The organism is Bacillus silvicola, assembly GCF_050524305.1.
Taxonomy (GTDB): Bacteria; Bacillota; Bacilli; order Bacillales; family Bacillaceae_G; genus Bacillus_A; species Bacillus_A cereus_AT.
Genome location: NZ_JBNGVC010000001.1, coordinates 882,683 through 901,396, shown reverse-complemented (window position 1 = coordinate 901,396; position 18,714 = coordinate 882,683). Strand labels below are relative to the sequence as shown.

The window sequence follows — 18,714 nt, the reverse complement described above, 5'->3', positions numbered from 1 at the left end:
TTTATTTAAATAAATTTTAGAAACTTGATGCATAAATATAGAGAGGAAAGGAGCGAGTTTTTTGAAAAAAGTGGAGAAAATTATTATTCGCATATTGTTGATTCAATTTATTTGTCTTTCTATTGTACAGTTGCTCTTTATACATAAATCTTCTGTAAAATATTTATCAAAAATTGTTTATTATGAAGGTGTCATCACGAAAAATAAAGCGGAAATCTTACAGGTGAATAAGTAGTTTTCATTTTCTTCTAAGATGGATTATGCTACAATAATTGAGGATTTAATGACGTGAAGCAAATGGGAAGAAGCAGGGGGAGAATACCTGCTTTTCGTTTTGTTTTATAAGTGAAAAATGAGGTGTTACAATGGATAAACGAATTTCGATTGCTATAGATGGTCCAGCAGCTGCTGGGAAAAGTACAGTTGCAAAAGTTGTTGCAAAAAAACTTTCATATGTTTACATTGATACAGGCGCAATGTACCGTGCTATTACATATGCAGCCCTTGAACAAAAAGTGGATATTGAAAATGAAGAAAAGTTAATGGAAGTTGTAAAAAATGTGAATATTGAATTTCAACAAGGGGAAAATACACAACTTGTATTTTTAAATGGACAAGATGTTTCTGAAGTGATTCGTACGCCTGATGTGACGAATCGCGTATCTATTGTAGCGAAGCATCGTCTTGTTCGTGAAGAAATGGTACGTCGTCAACAAGAATTAGCTGAAAAGGGCGGCGTAGTAATGGATGGTCGCGATATTGGTACACATGTACTACCAGATGCTGAAGTGAAAATCTTTATGCTTGCTTCCGTAGAAGAAAGAGCAGAAAGAAGACATTTAGAAAATATGAATAAAGGTTTCGATTCTAATTTAGAGCAGTTAAAAGAAGAAATTGCTAGGCGTGATAAATTAGATTCAGAACGTGAAGTTTCTCCTTTGAAAAAAGCTGATGATGCATTGGAATTAGATACAACTTCTTTATCAATTGAAGAAGTTGTCCAAAAAATTATGGGTATTGTTGCAGGAGTATTTGCGAAATAAAGAAAGAGGATTATCCTCTTTCTTTATTTTTTTTGAAATGTAAAGGATACGTGAATTATAAGTCTCTTTTCTTGACAAATGGGCTAATTTGTAAGAAGTTAGTTACAGAGGAAAAAAACTGTCAGAATATATTCGCTATTATATTTCAAATCATACTTTCATCAAGATGATTTTGCTGTATACTATTTATATAGGTTTAATATAGTTTCTTGTGAACTGTATTGAAACAGAATATGTGATGATAAATTCTTAAACATGCAAATGAAAACATTTGTTTTCATTTCGTATATACATAAAAATGCTTTGTCAATTCTGTAGGGAGGTATTTCCATGGTAGAGAAAATGAATGAAGAAGTTATGAATTCAAAAGAATTACAAGTTGGTGACGTTGTTACAGGTTCTGTAACGAAAGCTGAAGAGAAACAAGTGCTTGTAAATGTTGGATACAAAACAGATGGCGTAATTCCGATTAGTGAATTAGCTAACGTTCATATTGAAAAAGCAAGCGATGTTGTAGAATTAGATCAAACACTTGAATTGAAAATTATTAAATTAGAAGATGATGATCTTGTTTTATCTAAAAGAGCTGTTGACGCAGAAAAAGCGTGGGTAGAATTACAAGAGAAATTTAATTCTGGTTATGTATTTGATGTTACTGTAAAAGATATCGTGAATGGTGGATTAGTTGTGGACCTTGGTGTTCGTGGTTTTATCCCAGCTTCACTTGTAGAAGTACATTATGTAGAAGACTTTGCTGACTATAAAGGGAAAACATTAGCGGTGAAAATTGTTGAATTAGACCGTGAAAAAAATCGTGTAATCCTTTCGCATAAAGCGGTAGTAGAACTAGAACTAGATTCTAAGAAAAAAGAAGCCATCTCTTCGTTAAAAGAAGGAGATGTTGTTGAAGGGACAGTACAACGATTGACGGATTTTGGTGCTTTCGTTAACGTTGGTGGTGTGGATGGTTTAGTTCACATTTCACAAATTTCACATGAACGTGTAGAACAACCTTCTGAGGTATTAGAGCAAGGTCAAAAGGTGAAAGTAAAGGTGCTATCTGTTGATGCCGATACACAACGTATTTCTTTATCAATTAAAGCAGCTCAGCCAGGACCTTGGGAAAATGTTGCTGGCGAAATAAAAGCTGGAGATATTCGTGAGGGAGTAGTAAAACGCCTTGTTACATTCGGTGCGTTTGTTGAAATTTTACCTGGTGTTGAAGGGCTTGTACATGTATCTCAAATTGCAAATCGTCACGTGAAAAATCCAAATGAAGTATTAGAAATGGGACAAGAAGTAAAAGTAAAAGTGCTTGAAGTTCATGTAGCAGAAAAACGTATTTCTTTAAGCATAAAAGAAACGCTTGAAGAAAATAATGTAACAGAAGATTATAGCCAATATGAGCCAAATGCTGATTCTGCTACTTTCCAGTTAAGTGATATTATTGGTGAACAACTGAAAAAATTAAAGAAATAAAGAGGGGTACAAGTGGTAAGGGCAAAACGTAAATTAGATCATATTGAATATGCTCTCTCTACTGGTCAGTCTCGTGCGCATGGCTTTCATGATATTGATTTTGTGCATCAAAGCTTGCCAAATTCAAGTTATGACACTGTAACATGTGAAACAAAAATCGGCGAACTTTCACTAAGTTCGCCGATTTTTATCAATGCGATGACTGGTGGTGGAGGAGAGCAAACATTACATATTAACGAGCAATTAGCATATGTAGCGAAACATCATAACCTTGCTATGGCTGTAGGTTCGCAAATGGCAGCCTTAAAAAATGATAGCGAGGCGGCTTCGTATAAAATCGTCAGAAAGGTAAACCAAAATGGTATTTTCTTTGCTAATTTGGGGAGTGAGGCAACTGTCGAACAGGCGAAGCGTGCCGTTGATATGATTGAAGCGAATGCACTGCAAATTCATTTGAATGTCATACAAGAGTTAACGATGCCAGAAGGAGACCGTGATTTTACGGGTGTACTTCGGCGAATTGAACAAATTGTGTTAAACAGTAAAGTTCCTGTCATTGTAAAAGAAGTGGGATTTGGAATGAGTAAGGAAACAGTACAGCAGTTAGCGAGTATAGGTATAACAGCAATTGATATTGGTGGACAAGGTGGTACGAATTTTGCTGCTGTTGAAAATGAAAGAAGACAGCGAATGCTTTCTTATTTTAATAACTGGGGCATACAAACAGCTTCCTCGATTATTGAAGCAACCTCTACAAATAATAACCTCTCTTTTATTGCATCTGGGGGCATACAAACAGCGCTAGACGTAGCGAAGGCGATCGCATTAGGGGCGAATACAACTGCGTTAGCCGGATACTTTTTACGTATTTTAATGCAAGATGGTGTCGAGAAGTTAGTGGATGAAATTGATCTTCTACATACAGATTTAAAATTCATTATGACAGCTCTTGGGGTAAAGAAGATAGAAGAATTACAATCTGTACCTCTTGTTGTAAAAGGCGAAACGTATCATTGGTTAATGCAGCGTGGGATTGATACTACGCATTATAGTAGGAGATAAAAAAATCAACCGTGTGGTTGGTTTTTTTTATAAAACGATGAAGTGATATATCGCCCTATATAATTATAATGATAAAAAAGAGAATATATTGTGATTGAGATATTAATACGAAAACAAAAGAATTATATCATGAATGGAATTTATTAAAATAATTACGAAAAAAGACGGTTTCATACAATGCTGAAACCGTCTTTTTTATTTTTAGTGCTGATTTTGCTTTCGAGCTTGCTCTGGTGTATCAAGACTAGTTGCACCAGGATATTGAAGTGATTGGTCGCGATCAGATTCAACGCGGCGTGATTCTCTTAGCTTTCGTTCTTGGCGATCTTTACCCATTGTGAGTTCCACCTCCTTATTAAAAGTTTTGCTGTTATGAGAAAAACTATGCACAAAGAAAAGGTAGGATTAACTTTCATAAAAAGTTCCCATAATGGAAAACATAGGAGGTGAAATGATGGATGGGAGTACTTTTTATTTTGTGGCTTGGATAGGATGGATTGTCGTGACCTTTTTTATGAAAAAAGAACCTATTCGTTGGAAGATAAGTGCTTGTATATTAATTTTTATTATTTGTTCTCCGTTAAATGTGACGATTGCTTCTTTTACTGTATCGGTAAATGCCCTTTTGCTTTGTATTATTTCTTTTGTAGGCATCACGCTATACTCTATTTGGAAAAAATTATACACCCTACTTTCGGCGCTTATTATTGCAATGTTATATACAAGTTTTCATTTGTTAGAAGTATATGATCCGATTTGGATTGTGGTTGATAGGTTGTTGCTACTAAGTGGCGCACTTGTGTATGCATCAATTTTATTGTACGGGGATCGCATATTAAGATTGTGCACCTTGTATATAGGGATGTTACAAGGAGAATTGTTGGTGACGCTTATTTTTCATAAATTACATTTTCCTTATGAATATGGCAGTTTAGCCTTTTTTGATGTTGTTGCTGTTTCTACTTTATTTATGGCGATTTTACTATGGATTACAAAAGTATCAGTATATATGGAACGATTTAAGAGGAAAACGCGTAAAAGAAGGGCGAGGGTAATACATGACTGAATATACACCAGCCATTTTATGTGGCGTAATTGCCGGGACGGTAACTAGGGTGTTAATGCTTCGTACCGATACGAGGCAATATCCGACGAGGCTTCACGGGAAAATTATTCATATTGCGATGGGATTAATTGCGGCTGCCTTAGGGGCAATTGCGATTCCGTCTATTTTGAAAAAAGATTTTTCTGCAATTACATTTCTTACGTTAGCAGCGACGCAATTTCGTGATGTGCGTAATATGGAAAGAAATACGCTTCAACAATTAGATGGATATGAGCTCGTACCACGTGGTAATACATACATTGAAGGGATTGCATTAGTTTTTGAAAGTCGTAACTATTTGGCAATGTTAACGTCGTTTGTAACAACGTTTGCGTATATAGGATTCCATTCGTGGATTGCCGGGGTAATTACTGGTATGATAAGTTTTTTAATTGCGAGAAAATTAATGTCAGGTAAAAGGCTTCATGATCTTGTAGAAATTGAGCACGTTCCACTTCGTTTTGAAGGAGCGGGACTTTATATTGATAATATTTACATTATGAATATTGGATTGCCAGCAAGGCAAGAAGAAATTATGAAATATGGGATGGGATTTATTTTAAAACCGAAATCGATAGATGCGATGGTTACAATCTCGAACTTAGGACAACGTCAAGCGATTTTACATGATGTTTCTGTTGCTTTAGGAATATATAGAGATTCTGGAACGCCGGCACTTGTACCGTTAGCGAAGCGTGATTTAGAGGATGGGAGAGTTGGGATTTTTGTTCTGCCGCAAGATCAGGATGCAGAAAAAGCGATAGGGGTAATTGGAAATGTACCAACATTAGAGAGTGCCGTTCATATGTCATCAGAAGCTCCGAAAGGAAGGGGAGATAAGAGATGATGTTAGAAAGTGTTATTCTCGCGGTTATTACAACAAAACCGGAGAAATTTGCAGGTGGTGCTCCTTTGTTTACTTGTGAATCGACAGAGGAATTGGAATTTGTTGCAAATAATTTAGAGGCGATTTTAGATGGTATTGCGCATCGCTTACAAGAGAATGTATATATTATTGTGAAACATTAGCAACGTGTGGTATAATATGAGGTGTTTTGATACGTTGAGAATTATTCTGGAATGCAAATCCCTTCTTGCACAAAGAAGGGTTTTTTACATAATAAACAGAAGCAAGTTGAAAGGATGAAAGTATATGCCGAAACCAGTAATAGCGATAGTAGGCCGCCCGAACGTAGGGAAATCTACTATTTTCAATAGAATTGTTGGAGAAAGAGTTTCAATCGTAGAAGATATACCAGGTATAACGCGAGACCGTATTTATAGTGCGGGAGAATGGTTAAATCATGAATTTAACATTATAGATACAGGTGGAATTGATATTGGAGACGAGCCGTTCTTGACACAAATTCGTCAACAGGCGGAAGTAGCGATTGATGAAGCAGATGTTATCATTTTTATGACGAATGGTCGCGATGGTGTAACTGCAGCGGATGAAGAAGTTGCTAAAATTTTATATCGTTCTAAAAAACCAATTGTACTTGCGGTAAATAAGGTTGATAATCCAGAAATGCGTAGTGATATTTATGATTTTTATGCGTTAGGATTTGGCGAGCCATTCCCGATTTCAGGTACACACGGTTTAGGACTTGGTGATTTGTTAGATGAAGCTGCAAATCATTTTCCAAAGATTGAAGAAGAAGCGTATGACGATGAAACAATCCGTTTCTCTTTAATTGGACGTCCAAATGTTGGGAAATCATCACTTGTAAATGCGCTTCTTGGTCAAGAACGTGTAATTGTAAGTAATATAGCAGGAACGACGCGTGATGCTGTTGATACACCATATAGCAAAGATGATCAAGATTATGTAATCATCGATACAGCTGGTATGCGTAAAAAAGGAAAAGTATACGAAAGTACAGAAAAGTATAGTGTACTTCGTGCACTTAGAGCGATTGAACGTTCTGACGTTGTTTTAGTTGTTTTAGACGGAGAAGAAGGAATTATTGAGCAAGATAAAAAAATCGCTGGATATGCTCATGATTCAGGACGAGCTGTTATTATCGTTGTAAACAAATGGGATGCAGTGAAAAAAGATGAAAAAACAATGAAAGCATTTGAAGAAAACATCCGTGCTCATTTCCAATTCTTGGATTATGCACCGATTGTATTCTTATCTGCGAAAACGAAAAAACGTACACAAACGTTATTACCGGTTATCAATGAGGTAAATGAAAGCCATAGCATCCGTGTACAAACGAACGTATTAAACGATGTAATTATGGATGCGGTAGCGATGAATCCAACGCCGACTCATAATGGTAGCCGTCTGAAAATCTTCTATGCGACACAGGTTGCGGTAAAACCACCGACATTTGTTGTGTTTGTAAATGATACAGAATTAATGCACTTTTCATATGAGCGCTTCTTAAAGAATCGTTTACGTGAAGCGTTCGGTTTTGTAGGAACGCCGATTCACATTATCGCTCGAGCAAGAGACTAATGGAGAGGATGTGATTTTATGACAAAAATCACAGTAATAGGAGCAGGTAGCTGGGGAACAGCGTTAGCGATGGTATTAGCTGACAATGGGCATGATGTACGTATTTGGGGAAACCGTCCTGAACTCATGAATGAAATTAATACGAAACATGAGAACAGTAAATATCTTCCAGGGATTACATTGCCAAGCACAATCGTAGCCTACTCTTCTTTAGAAGAAGCGTTAGTAGATGTAAATACAGTACTACTAGTAGTACCGACGAAAGCGTACCGAGATGTATTACAAGAAATGAAAGAAATTGTTACAGAACCGATTACTTGGATTCATGCGAGTAAAGGAATCGAACCAGGTACGTCAAAACGTATTTCGGAAGTGATTGAGGAAGAAATTCCAGAGAACTTGATCAAAGATGTTGTTGTACTGTCTGGACCGAGTCATGCTGAAGAAGTCGGTTTACGTCAAGCGACAACTGTTACATCTGCAGCAAAGCGTATGGAAGCGGCTGAAGAAGTGCAGGATCTGTTTATGAATAGCTATTTCCGTGTATACACAAATCCGGATATCGTTGGAGTTGAGCTTGGTGGTGCGTTAAAGAATATTATCGCATTAGCTGCTGGGATAACAGATGGTCTTGGATTAGGTGATAATGCAAAAGCGGCATTAATGACACGTGGTTTAACAGAGATTGCTCGTTTAGGAAGAAAAATGGGCGGAAATCCGCTAACATTTGCTGGTCTAACTGGTATGGGAGACTTAATTGTAACTTGTACAAGTGTGCATAGCCGAAATTGGCGCGCTGGAAATATGCTTGGAAAAGGGCACTCTTTAGAAGAAGTGCTAGAAAGTATGGGTATGGTTGTAGAAGGTGTGCGAACAACGAAAGCTGCTCATGAATTGGCAGAGAAAATGGAAGTTGAAATGCCAATTACAGCTGCTTTATATGACGTGCTGTTCAATGGGAATAATGTGAAAGATGCAGTAGGCTCATTGATGGGACGTGTTCGAAAACATGAAGTTGAAGCGATACCTGATTTGTTATAAAGAAAGCGGTAGAAGTACATTTCGTACTTCTACCGTCTTTTATTTTTTTATGGGTCTTTTCACCAATTTTTTATTCCTGCATAGGATGAAGAGTAACTTGAGGAGAGGGTGAAAAGAATGGATAACAACATTTTTAATAACATTGAAAAAGAAGCGAAAGTGAATAAAGAAGATATTTTTAAATTAGCATCGTCTGTTCAAAATGCGAACTTACGTGATGAGACAGTGCTTCGCCAATTGATTCATCAAGTTGCTCTAATGGCAGGACGTGAAGTGCCGAAAGAGCAAGAGGATCAAATTGTAAAAGCAATCATTAACAATAATATGCCTGCTGATTTTGGTTCGTTAAGTAAAATGTTTAAAAAGTAAAATATGAGAAACAAAGAGTTTAGCGAATGCATATGATAGTCATGAAAGAATGGGAATAGAGCTGTTAAGGGCATATTTGGTCAACCGAAGCGCAAAATAATGCGCTTCGGTTTTATTTTTGTACATAAATTTTGTTAATTTGCAGTAAAATGGTGAATTATATTTGTTTAAAGATTTTAATTTGTTAAAATAGTATAAAAATAGATTGAAAGTAAAGGGGTGTATATATGTCGGAAGGGCTTATAAAAATGTGGTTTTCCTTAGGGGCAATGGGATTTATGTTTGTTGCAGTAGCTTTTATTTTATTAAGTAGACATAAAATGAAGAATAAATTTCTGAAAGGGATTACAGCGTTAGTAGCTTACACCCTCATGATTGTGTCGGGGATTGTTATTTTTCTTGTTGTATTTAGTGGGCCTGTGGAACAATAAAGGACGTTATAGGGAATAATCTATACTCGCATGAAAAGGTGATTGTCAGTGAAAAAAATCCATATTATTTTAATATTTTGTTGCATGAGCATTTTAACAGGGTGTATGTATCCGAAAGAAAATATGAAACAAAATGCGATTCCTTATGAAGATCAGTTACAAGTTGTTCAAAAAGCTATTACTACATATAAGGAACAAACGAATGGTTTATTGCCAATTAAGACGCGTGATATGAGTACGCCGATTTATCAAAAATATCCAATTGATTTTCAAAAAATTGCTCCGAGATACATGCAAGAGGCACCAGGGAATGCGTATGAAAGCGGGGGAGTTTATCAATATGTATTAATAGATGTTGAAACAAATCCGACAGTAAAGTTAATTGATGTTAGGATGGCGGAACAAATTCAAGAAGTGGCATTAAAGTTAAGGATGTATCGTGATGAACATCAATATCCACCGTTTAAAAAAGTAATTGCAGATGGTGTCTATGAATTAGATTTTAAAAAACTAGGATATAAGGATGTACCGCAAATAAAAAGCCCATATTCTGGAAAAGGGCTCCCTCTTGTAATCAATGAAAAAGGTGAAGTGTTTGTTGATTATAGAATCGACTTATATGAAGCGTTGAAAAAAAATGAAGGACAATTTAAGGAAGGAGAAGATATTCGGAATATATTATCGAAAGATTCCCCATTTGTACCTGCATATTCTTTACCGTATACAGTGAAAGACGGAGAACCAATTTTTTTAAAATCATAAGTCATGAACCTTTCTTTTAGTGAATAAGTTCTAGAAGAAAGGTTTTTTATGTTATACAACTTGTGATGCAAACAAAAGGTATTTTTTAAATAGTCATATGAAATTGGACAAAATTATATGATATATTGTCCGAACTTCTAGAATACCATTATATTATATCAGATATTATAGGCAACGTTAGAGAAGGTATTAGTTGACTATAAAAGCGGAATTATTCCCAAAAATATTGAGGGAGGGAATCACTTGGAAAAGGTAGATATTTTTAAAGATATTGCGGAACGCACAGGCGGTGATATTTATTTTGGAGTTGTAGGAGCTGTTCGAACAGGGAAATCAACATTTATAAAAAAATTTATGGAACTTGTTGTTATTCCAAATATTGAAAATGAGTCAGACCGTCAAAGAGCGCAGGATGAATTGCCTCAAAGTGCTGCTGGTCGTACAATAATGACGACGGAACCGAAGTTTGTTCCAAACCAAGCGGTTTCTATTGAAGTAGATGAAGGTCTTGAAGTGAATATTCGATTAGTAGATTGTGTTGGGTATACGGTTCCAGGAGCAAAAGGCTATGAAGATGAGAATGGCCCACGCATGATTAATACTCCTTGGTATGAAGAGCCTATTCCATTCCATGAAGCTGCAGAAATCGGAACACGTAAAGTAATTCAAGAGCATTCAACAATTGGTGTTGTTATTACAACAGATGGAACAATTGGTGAAATTCCAAGAAGAGATTATATAGAGGCAGAAGAACGCGTTGTAAATGAGTTAAAAGAAGTAGGAAAGCCTTTCATTATGATTATCAATACTGTACAGCCATATCATCCAGATACAGAGCAGTTACGTCAAAGTTTATCAGAAGAATATGATATTCCAGTAATTGCGATGAGTGTAGAGAGTTTAAGAGAAACAGATGTGTATAATGTACTTCGGGAAGCGTTATTTGAGTTCCCGGTCTTAGAAGTGAATGTAAACCTTCCAAGCTGGGTAATGGTGCTAAATGAAGGACATTGGTTACGCCAAAGTTATCAGGAAGCAGTTCAAGAGACTGTAAAGGATATAAAACGTCTTCGTGATGTGGACCGTGTCGTTTGGCAGTTTAGTCAATATGAATTTATTGATCGAGCAAGTCTAGCTGGCATCGATATGGGGCAAGGTGTGGCGGAGATTGATTTATATGCGCCAGATGAATTGTATGATCAAATTTTAAAAGAAGTAGTGGGAGTAGAAATTCGAGGGAAAGATCATTTATTGAAGCTTATGCTCGATTTATCTCATGCGAAAACAGAGTATGACCAAGTTGCGGATGCCCTGCGTATGGTAAAGCAAACCGGATATGGAGTAGCAGCGCCTGCATTAGCTGATATGAGCTTAGATGAGCCGGAAATTATTCGTCACGGTTCAAGGTTCGGTGTTAAATTAAAAGCGGTTGCGCCGTCTATTCATATGATTAAAGTGGATGTAGAATCAACATTTGAACCGATTATCGGTACTGAAAAACAAAGTGAAGAACTAGTTCGTTATTTGATGCAAGATTTTGAAGATGATCCGCTATCAATTTGGAATTCTGATATATTTGGGCGCTCTCTTAGCTCGATTGTTAGAGAGGGAATTCAAGCGAAATTATCTCTAATGCCAGAAAATGCGCGTTATAAATTGAAAGAAACGCTAGAAAGAATTATTAATGAAGGGTCTGGCGGATTGATTGCGATTATATTATAAGAAAAAATCCCTCTAATTGTAGAGGGATTTTTTTTTGTTTTGGAGTATGTAATAGTAAAATAAACAGTCATTATCTAATACTTTGTTGTAAATTGTCAAGTTTCATCAGATTTTCACATTTTAAGAGTAACAATTTCCTTAAAAATATTGAATTATAAAGGAGAATCGTATAATATAGGCGTTGATAATGATTTATCTACATCTTTGTAGTATAGAATTTGTAAAAATTGCCTACAAATGAAAGTAAGACTCATTTTATGATCATTATACAGTCTTATCTTTGGGAGGAGGTGAATGGCATGAACAAGACAGATTTAATCAATGCTGTTGCAGAAGCAAGTTCCCTTTCTAAAAAGGACGCAACAAAAGCAGTGGACGCTGTTTTTGATTCTATCTTAGAAGCTTTAAAACAAGGTGATAAAGTACAACTTATCGGATTCGGTAACTTCGAAGTTCGTGAGCGTGCGGCTCGTAAAGGTCGTAACCCACAAACAGGTGAGGAGATTGAAATCGCTGCAAGTAAAGTACCTGCATTCAAACCTGGTAAAGCGTTAAAAGATGCGGTTAAATAATCCTTACATATTAACAGGGAAGAAGAGTTTCCTTTTTGGAAACTCTTCTTTTTGCTTTTAAAAACATAAATATGCTAGAATGTGTTCGTATCACTTTTAGGTTTTTCGGGAGGGCTAGCGGATGGCAAAAGTTAATTTAGAACAAATTGAACACGCAGTACGTCTTATTTTAGAGGCAATCGGAGACGACCCAAATCGCGAGGGAGTACTTGATACACCGAAACGTGTTGCGAAAATGTACGCAGAAGTATTCTCGGGGATGCATGAGGATCCAAAAGAGCATTTACACAAAGTATTCGGAGAAGATCACGAAGAGCTTGTACTAGTAAAAGATATACCATTCTATTCGATGTGTGAGCATCATCTTGTTCCTTTTTATGGAGTTGCTCACGTTGCATATATTCCGCAAGGTGGAAAAGTAACGGGACTAAGTAAATTAGCTCGTACTGTAGACACAATTGCGCGTCGTCCGCAACTACAAGAACGTATTACATCAACAGTAGCTAACTCTATTATGGAAGTACTAGAGCCGCATGGTGTAATGGTAGTAGTAGAAGCAGAGCATATGTGTATGACGATGCGTGGTGTGAAAAAGCCTGGTGCAAAAACAGTAACGACTGCAGTGCGCGGCGTGTTAGAAAATGATGCAGCAGCACGTAGTGAAATTTTATCGTTTATTAAGACGAAGTAAAGAAAAGCGGGAAACTGCTTTTCTTTTTTTTTTTTGCAAATAAATGATATAGTTTTAGTATTAAAGAGCAAGAATATAAAAGTTGAAAATTATTTCTGCCTTTTGTGGAAATGAATGTTTGTAGTTGTTAGTGATGAAGATGATTCGTATGAATGAAAGTTGAGGATGCATTCGGTGACAGTTTGGCAGGAGTAGCCAAGTTTTGATTATAGAAAATAGAATGTATGTGTTATAATAAATTTTATGAATTAGAAAACAAGGGTGATTTTTTGTGTGTGACATCTACGGAGGGTATGCGGGTATTAAAGAGAAATTGATGGAGAAATTACGCCATCCTTATTTTATAAACTATATTGAAGAACCATTTATTGATGAAGAAAAAATAGCGCTGTTATACGGTGCATTAAAGGATGCAAATATACATAAAGAACAAATTGATCATTATGTAGTAACGATTATGCTTGTACAAATTGCTCTTGATACACATGAAAAAGTATCAAATAAAGCAAACGAAGAGACGAGTGGATTCCATAAGCGTCGTCAATTGACAGTGCTTGCAGGCGATTATTATAGTGGTCTATACTATTATTTATTGTCAATGAATTGTGATATTATCTTAATTCGCGCACTTGCTGAAGGAATTAAGGAGATTAATGAGCATAAAATTATGCTATATCAAAAAGCCCATGTGACGATTCAAGACATAATGGAAAGTGTAGTAATAATTGAATCTGCGCTGTTGCAAAAAACATGTGATCATTTTCATTTATCCAATTGGAAAACATATATAACTTATGTATTAGGAAAAAATCGTCTTCAAAAAGAGTGTCAATTGTATGCTGATAAACAAAATTCACCTGTTTTTCAAGCGGTTCAAAAAATCTCATTGGATGATGATAAAAATCTGGAAACAGTTATTAATGAATGGCTTATGGAAATGAAAAAGCAGGAAGAAAAATTTTTAGAGAATCATACAGAAGTTAATGAAATAATTTCTATGTTAAGAGATAAATCAAGGACATAAGCAACTTTACATTGGAAGAAGGTACGAGCATGCAACAATCAAAAGAAGAAAGAGTACATGACGTATTTGAGAAAATTTCTGATAAATACGATGTGATGAATTCTGTAATTAGTTTTCAAAGGCATAAGGTATGGCGCAAAGAAACGATGCAAATTATGGATGTGAAACCTGGGAGTAAGGCACTCGATGTTTGCTGCGGAACAGCTGATTGGACAATTGCGCTAGCAGGAGCTGTAGGGGAAAATGGAAAGGTTTACGGTTTAGACTTTAGCGAAAATATGCTAGCTGTCGGTAAACAAAAGGTAGAAGCTTTAGAATTAAAGCAAGTAGAACTTATGCATGGAAATGCAATGGAACTTCCTTTTGAAGATAATACGTTTGATTATGTAACGATTGGTTTTGGGCTACGTAACGTTCCGGATTACATGCAAGTATTAAAAGAAATGACGCGTGTAGTAAAACCAGGTGGAAAAGTAATTTGCTTAGAAACATCTCAGCCGACAATGATTGGTTTTCGTCAAGGGTATGTCTTATACTTTAAATATATCATGCCGTTATTTGGAAAGATGTTTGCAAAAAGTTATAAAGAATATTCATGGCTTCAGGAATCCGCTAGTACATTTCCAGGGATGAAAGAGTTAGCGAGTATGTTTGAAGAAGCTGGGCTTAAGAATGTGCAAGTGAAACCATTTACTTTTGGTGTAGCAGCTATGCATTTAGGTTTTAAACCAGAATCAAAATAGAAAAAGACGTTTTAGGTTAAGGTGAACAATATGAAGTTACAACTTATGTACTCTTTTTTACGATCGGATATTAATGTTATAGAAAAAGAATTGAAGAAGACAGTTGCTTCTGAGCAGCCGTTAGTAGAAGAAGCGGCATTACAGCTTATTGAAGCAGGTGGGAAGCGGATTCGCCCTGTTTTTGTTTTGCTTGCAGGGAAATTTGGTGATTATAAGTTAGATGCAATTAAGCATGTTGCGGTTGCATTAGAACTTATTCATATGGCTTCTCTTGTTCACGATGATGTCATTGATGCTGCGTTTTTGCGACGCGGTAGCGCAACAGTGAATGCGAAATGGGGAGATCGTATTGCAATGTATACAGGGGACTACTTGTTTGCGAAGTCTCTTGAATGTATAACAAATATAGAAATTCCAGATGCACATCAAGCGTTGTCTCATACAATTTTAGAAGTTTGTAAAGGTGAAATCGAACAAATTAAAGATAAGTATAACTATGATCAAAATTTAAGAACATATTTAAGAAGGATAAAACGAAAAACGGCATTGTTAATCGCCGCGAGTTGTCAGTTGGGAGCGATTGCTGCTGGTGCTAATCGTGATACTGTAAATCGTCTATTTTGGTATGGATATTTTGTTGGTATGTCTTATCAAATTATTGATGATATTTTAGATTTCGTATCGACAGAAGAGAAGCTTGGAAAGCCTGCTGGTGGTGATTTACTACAAGGTAACATTACATTACCTGCTTTGTATGCCATGGAAGATCCAGTTCTTCGTGAGAAAATTATTTCTGTGAATGAAAATACAGCAGCAAGTGAAATGAAAGAAATTATTGATGATATTAAAGCGAGCGAAGCTATTGATAAAGCATTTTCGTTTAGTGAACGTTATTTACATAAAGCATTAGAAATAATAAAACCACTCCCACGTGGACAGGCGAAGTATGCTTTGCAAAATGTCGCAAAGTATATTGGAAAACGAAAATTTTAGTGTTTTTTCTAAAAAATAAAATAATCTCTCTATTTCAAAACTATTGCACAATTGTGATAAGGGTGTTAATATGTGTGTGGGGATATACAATTACATACATAATTCAGAAGTGGAGAGATTTTTTATGGAAAAAACATTTCTAATGGTAAAACCAGACGGTGTACAACGTGCCTTCATTGGGGAAATTGTAGCTCGTTTTGAGAAAAAGGGCTTTCAATTAGTTGGTGCAAAATTAATGCAAGTGACTCCTGAAATTGCTGAACAACACTACGGTGAGCATAAAGAAAGACCTTTCTTTGGTGAATTAGTAGACTTTATTACATCTGGCCCTGTATTCGCAATGGTATGGCAAGGTGAAGGTGTAGTAGATACAGCACGTAATATGATGGGTAAAACACGACCACATGAAGCTGCTCCTGGAACAATTCGTGGAGATTTCGGTGTAACTGTTGCGAAAAACATTATCCACGGTTCGGATTCTTTAGAAAGTGCAGAGCGCGAGATTGCTATTTTCTTTAAGGAAGAAGAATTAGTAGACTACTCAAAATTAATGAATCAATGGATTTACTAATTATTTTAAAATAATTTGTAAACGCTTTAATAACTGTGATAATAGTAAAAAGTGCAAGAAGAATAGGGGTATTCTTCTTGCACTTTTTTTATTTTGATTTGTTACGAAGTTAGGACTGTTATGATATATTGGTATGTAAAGTAAAAGGTATAACGTTATGAAAATGATAGAATGATTACAAGTAGGATAAAGTAAGTAGTCCTTTTACTATATAATTTCAATGTTTTCTTATAGAATGATGAAAGATACCATTGCTATTTATGTAGCGGGATAAATACATATGCGAAAAGAGGAATAACGTATGCGATATATTACAGCTGGTGAATCCCACGGTCCGCAACTTACGACAATTTTAGAAGGTGTTCCGGCAGGGTTATCTTTAGTAGCGAATGATATAAATGAAGAATTAGCTAGAAGACAAAAAGGATATGGACGCGGTAGACGCATGCAAATTGAGAAAGACCAAGTACAAATTGTAAGTGGTGTTAGGCATGGGAAGACGATGGGATCCCCAATTGCACTTGTTGTTGAAAATCGTGATTTCACCCATTGGACAAAGGTTATGGGCGCAGAGCCGTTAACTGAGCAGGAAGAGAAAGAAATGAAAAGGCAAGTTACGAAACCTAGACCTGGACACGCAGATTTAAATGGTGCGATTAAATATGGTCATAGAGATATGAGGAATGTATTAGAGCGTTCTTCAGCACGTGAAACGACAGTTCGTGTTGCAGCTGGTGCAGTTGCAAAAAAGATATTAGCGGAATTAGGTATACAAGTAGCGGGACATGTTATCGAAATTGGTGGTGTACAGGCAGAAAATATTACGTATAACTCTATTGCGGAATTACAAAGTACTACAGAATCATCTCCTGTACGTTGTTTAGATGAAAAGGTCGGTAAAAAGATGATGCAAGCAATTGATGATGCGAAGGCAAATGGTGATTCTATCGGCGGTATTGTTGAAGTAGTTGTAGAAGGTATACCAATTGGAGTAGGTAGCTATGTACATTATGATAGAAAATTAGATGCAAAATTAGCAGCGGCAATTATGAGTATTAACGCTTTTAAAGGTGTTGAAATTGGAATTGGTTTTGAAGCTGCGCATAGACCTGGAAGTGAAGTGCATGATGAAATTCTTTGGGATGAAGTGCAAGGGTACAGAAGAAAAACGAACAATGCAGGTGGAGTAGAAGGTGGTATGACAACTGGTATGCCGGTTATTGTGCGTGGTGTGATGAAACCGATACCGACATTATATAAACCGCTTCAAAGTATTGATATTGATACGAAAGAACCTTTTACAGCGAGTATTGAACGTTCAGATAGTTGTGCAGTACCGGCAGCTAGCGTTGTGGCTGAAGCTGTTGTCGCTTGGGAGCTCGCGACAGCTTTAATTGAACAATTTGGATTAGATCGTATCGATCTTATACGTGAAAATATTGAGAAACATAATGAATATGCGAGGGGATTTTAATGGAGAACATACATATTCAAACGAAATCAAAAGAATATGATGTACATGTTGGAAAAGAAGCATTGTCACATTTAACAACGCTTATTCAAAAGATGAATCCTGCTGTATCTAACATAATGATCATTTCTGATGAAGCTGTTTCATCACTACATTTACAGACAGTTGTTGATGCATTACAAGTAGAGCAGGACGTGTTTTCGTTTGTTGTACCGAGTGGTGAAAAAGAGAAGTCTTTTGAAAATTTTTATGCGGCTCACACTTCGGCTCTTGAAAATAAATTAGATAGAAATTCTTTAATTATCGCACTTGGAGGCGGGATGATTGGGGATTTAGCTGGCTTTGTTGCCGCGTCGTTTATGCGTGGTATTCGCTTTGTCCAAGTTCCAACGACTTTATTAGCTCACGATAGCGCAGTAGGCGGGAAAGTAGCAATTAATCATCCACTAGGAAAAAATATGATTGGTGCGTTTCATCAGCCAGAAGCTGTTGTATATCATACGCCATTTTTACATTCGCTTCCTGAAAAAGAGTGGAGATCAGGTTATGCAGAAGTGATAAAGCATGCTCTTATTGGTGATGTAAAGCTATATCATTGGTTAAAAGAAGAAGTTCAAACATTAACGGATCTTCGTGATGAAAAATTAATTCACATATTAACGAAGGCAATTCCTGTGAAAGCGAACATTGTGTCGCAAGACGAAACAGAAAAAGGTGTACGTGCCCATTTGAATTTTGGGCATACGTTAGGACATGCTCTTGAAAAAGAGTTAGGATATGGAAATATTACTCACGGTGACGGAGTAGCGGTTGGGATGTTATTTGCCTTATTTTTAAGTGAGCAAGTGTACAAGGTTGATCTTGCTTATGAAGAGATGAAGCGGTGGTTCTTGAAATACGGCTATCCAAAAATGCCAAGTGATTTGAATGTAGAGCGCCTCGTTCAACTGATGAAACAAGATAAGAAAGCGAATGCAGGAACAATTCATATGGTACTTATGCAGGAATATGGGGTAGTGAATGTCGTATCTATTTCAGATGAGACTGTTCATATTGCGTTAGAAGCATTTCAAAAGGATATGGTCTAGAAAAGTTGTAGAACAGGTATGAAATGCATATGTAGCGGTATTCTCGTAATGGTGACGGTTATGATTAAAGATGACAGTAAGGA

General features: G+C 36.3%; 22 protein-coding genes. 21 read left to right on the top strand and 1 reads right to left on the bottom strand.

Annotated elements, in window-relative coordinates:
• Positions 1–61 precede the first annotated feature (61 nt).
• From ACP6L7_RS04740 to fni, 4 genes are all read left to right on the top strand, one after another.
• Entirely contained in the window at positions 62–235 is a 174-nt protein-coding gene (locus ACP6L7_RS04740) for a DUF5359 family protein (RefSeq protein ID WP_097831730.1), read from the top strand.
• A 130-nt stretch (positions 236–365) separates the two neighbouring features.
• Entirely contained in the window at positions 366–1,043 is a 678-nt protein-coding gene (gene cmk / locus ACP6L7_RS04735) for a (d)CMP kinase (RefSeq protein WP_097831729.1), read from the top strand.
• A 330-nt stretch (positions 1,044–1,373) separates the two neighbouring features.
• Positions 1,374–2,522: a 30S ribosomal protein S1 gene (gene rpsA / locus ACP6L7_RS04730; protein ID WP_430528901.1), complete on the top strand. Its 1,149-nt coding sequence runs from the start codon at positions 1,374–1,376 to the stop codon at positions 2,520–2,522.
• A 12-nt stretch (positions 2,523–2,534) separates the two neighbouring features.
• Complete coding sequence (gene fni, locus ACP6L7_RS04725; protein WP_097831727.1) at positions 2,535–3,584, top strand: type 2 isopentenyl-diphosphate Delta-isomerase; 1,050 nt, start codon at positions 2,535–2,537, stop codon at positions 3,582–3,584.
• A gap of 201 nt (positions 3,585–3,785) precedes the next feature.
• Here the strand turns inward: fni and ACP6L7_RS04720 are convergent, their stop codons facing one another.
• Positions 3,786–3,920 (bottom strand): YpzI family protein, encoded by a 135-nt coding sequence (locus ACP6L7_RS04720; RefSeq protein WP_000513901.1) that lies wholly within the window; start codon positions 3,918–3,920, stop codon positions 3,786–3,788.
• Positions 3,921–4,038: 118 nt separating this feature from the next.
• Between ACP6L7_RS04720 and ACP6L7_RS04715 the strand changes: the two genes are divergently transcribed.
• The 17 genes from ACP6L7_RS04715 to aroB all read left to right on the top strand — a co-directional run bounded on the left by ACP6L7_RS04715 (position 4,039) and on the right by aroB (position 18,631).
• Positions 4,039–4,650: a YphA family membrane protein gene (locus ACP6L7_RS04715; RefSeq protein WP_097831726.1), complete on the top strand. Its 612-nt coding sequence runs from the start codon at positions 4,039–4,041 to the stop codon at positions 4,648–4,650.
• Positions 4,643–5,536, top strand: a complete 894-nt coding sequence (locus ACP6L7_RS04710) for a YIEGIA family protein (protein WP_097831725.1) — start codon at positions 4,643–4,645, stop codon at positions 5,534–5,536. Before ACP6L7_RS04715 ends, ACP6L7_RS04710 begins: the two co-directional genes overlap by 8 nt.
• Positions 5,533–5,718, top strand: coding sequence for a capping complex subunit for YIEGIA (locus ACP6L7_RS04705; RefSeq protein ID WP_000979049.1), 186 nt, complete (start codon positions 5,533–5,535; stop codon positions 5,716–5,718). Before ACP6L7_RS04710 ends, ACP6L7_RS04705 begins: the two co-directional genes overlap by 4 nt.
• A gap of 124 nt (positions 5,719–5,842) precedes the next feature.
• On the top strand, positions 5,843–7,153 hold the full coding sequence (gene der / locus ACP6L7_RS04700) for a ribosome biogenesis GTPase Der (RefSeq protein WP_097831724.1): 1,311 nt from the start codon (positions 5,843–5,845) through the stop codon (positions 7,151–7,153).
• Positions 7,154–7,171: 18 nt separating this feature from the next.
• Positions 7,172–8,194 (top strand): NAD(P)H-dependent glycerol-3-phosphate dehydrogenase, encoded by a 1,023-nt coding sequence (locus ACP6L7_RS04695; protein ID WP_097831723.1) that lies wholly within the window; start codon positions 7,172–7,174, stop codon positions 8,192–8,194.
• A gap of 117 nt (positions 8,195–8,311) precedes the next feature.
• On the top strand, positions 8,312–8,563 hold the full coding sequence (locus tag ACP6L7_RS04690) for a stage VI sporulation protein F (protein ID WP_000369753.1): 252 nt from the start codon (positions 8,312–8,314) through the stop codon (positions 8,561–8,563).
• Between the two features lie 227 nt (positions 8,564–8,790).
• Entirely contained in the window at positions 8,791–8,994 is a 204-nt protein-coding gene (locus ACP6L7_RS04685) for a DUF2768 domain-containing protein (protein ID WP_002117663.1), read from the top strand.
• Between the two features lie 48 nt (positions 8,995–9,042).
• Positions 9,043–9,756, top strand: coding sequence for a hypothetical protein (locus ACP6L7_RS04680; RefSeq protein ID WP_141533341.1), 714 nt, complete (start codon positions 9,043–9,045; stop codon positions 9,754–9,756).
• 243 nt (positions 9,757–9,999) lie between these two features.
• On the top strand, positions 10,000–11,478 hold the full coding sequence (gene spoIVA / locus ACP6L7_RS04675) for a stage IV sporulation protein A (RefSeq protein WP_000416521.1): 1,479 nt from the start codon (positions 10,000–10,002) through the stop codon (positions 11,476–11,478).
• A gap of 299 nt (positions 11,479–11,777) precedes the next feature.
• Positions 11,778–12,050: an HU family DNA-binding protein gene (locus ACP6L7_RS04670; RefSeq protein ID WP_001043860.1), complete on the top strand. Its 273-nt coding sequence runs from the start codon at positions 11,778–11,780 to the stop codon at positions 12,048–12,050.
• Positions 12,051–12,171: 121 nt separating this feature from the next.
• A complete protein-coding gene (gene folE / locus ACP6L7_RS04665) occupies positions 12,172–12,741 on the top strand; it encodes a GTP cyclohydrolase I FolE (RefSeq protein ID WP_001151482.1) in 570 nt (189 codons plus the stop codon).
• 271 nt (positions 12,742–13,012) lie between these two features.
• Positions 13,013–13,765, top strand: coding sequence for a heptaprenyl diphosphate synthase component 1 (locus tag ACP6L7_RS04660; RefSeq protein ID WP_141533342.1), 753 nt, complete (start codon positions 13,013–13,015; stop codon positions 13,763–13,765).
• A 29-nt stretch (positions 13,766–13,794) separates the two neighbouring features.
• Positions 13,795–14,508, top strand: coding sequence for a demethylmenaquinone methyltransferase (locus tag ACP6L7_RS04655; protein WP_097831722.1), 714 nt, complete (start codon positions 13,795–13,797; stop codon positions 14,506–14,508).
• Positions 14,509–14,538: 30 nt separating this feature from the next.
• Positions 14,539–15,501 carry a heptaprenyl diphosphate synthase component II gene (hepT, locus tag ACP6L7_RS04650; RefSeq protein ID WP_000776069.1) on the top strand — a complete coding sequence of 321 codons (963 nt, stop codon included), beginning with the start codon at positions 14,539–14,541 and terminating at the stop codon, positions 15,499–15,501.
• 124 nt (positions 15,502–15,625) lie between these two features.
• Positions 15,626–16,072: a nucleoside-diphosphate kinase gene (gene ndk / locus ACP6L7_RS04645; RefSeq protein ID WP_000415879.1), complete on the top strand. Its 447-nt coding sequence runs from the start codon at positions 15,626–15,628 to the stop codon at positions 16,070–16,072.
• Positions 16,073–16,373: 301 nt separating this feature from the next.
• A complete protein-coding gene (gene aroC, locus ACP6L7_RS04640) occupies positions 16,374–17,546 on the top strand; it encodes a chorismate synthase (RefSeq protein ID WP_097831721.1) in 1,173 nt (390 codons plus the stop codon).
• Entirely contained in the window at positions 17,546–18,631 is a 1,086-nt protein-coding gene (gene aroB, locus ACP6L7_RS04635) for a 3-dehydroquinate synthase (protein ID WP_097831720.1), read from the top strand. The genes aroC and aroB overlap by 1 nt, the downstream gene beginning before the upstream one ends.
• Positions 18,632–18,714 lie beyond the last annotated feature (83 nt).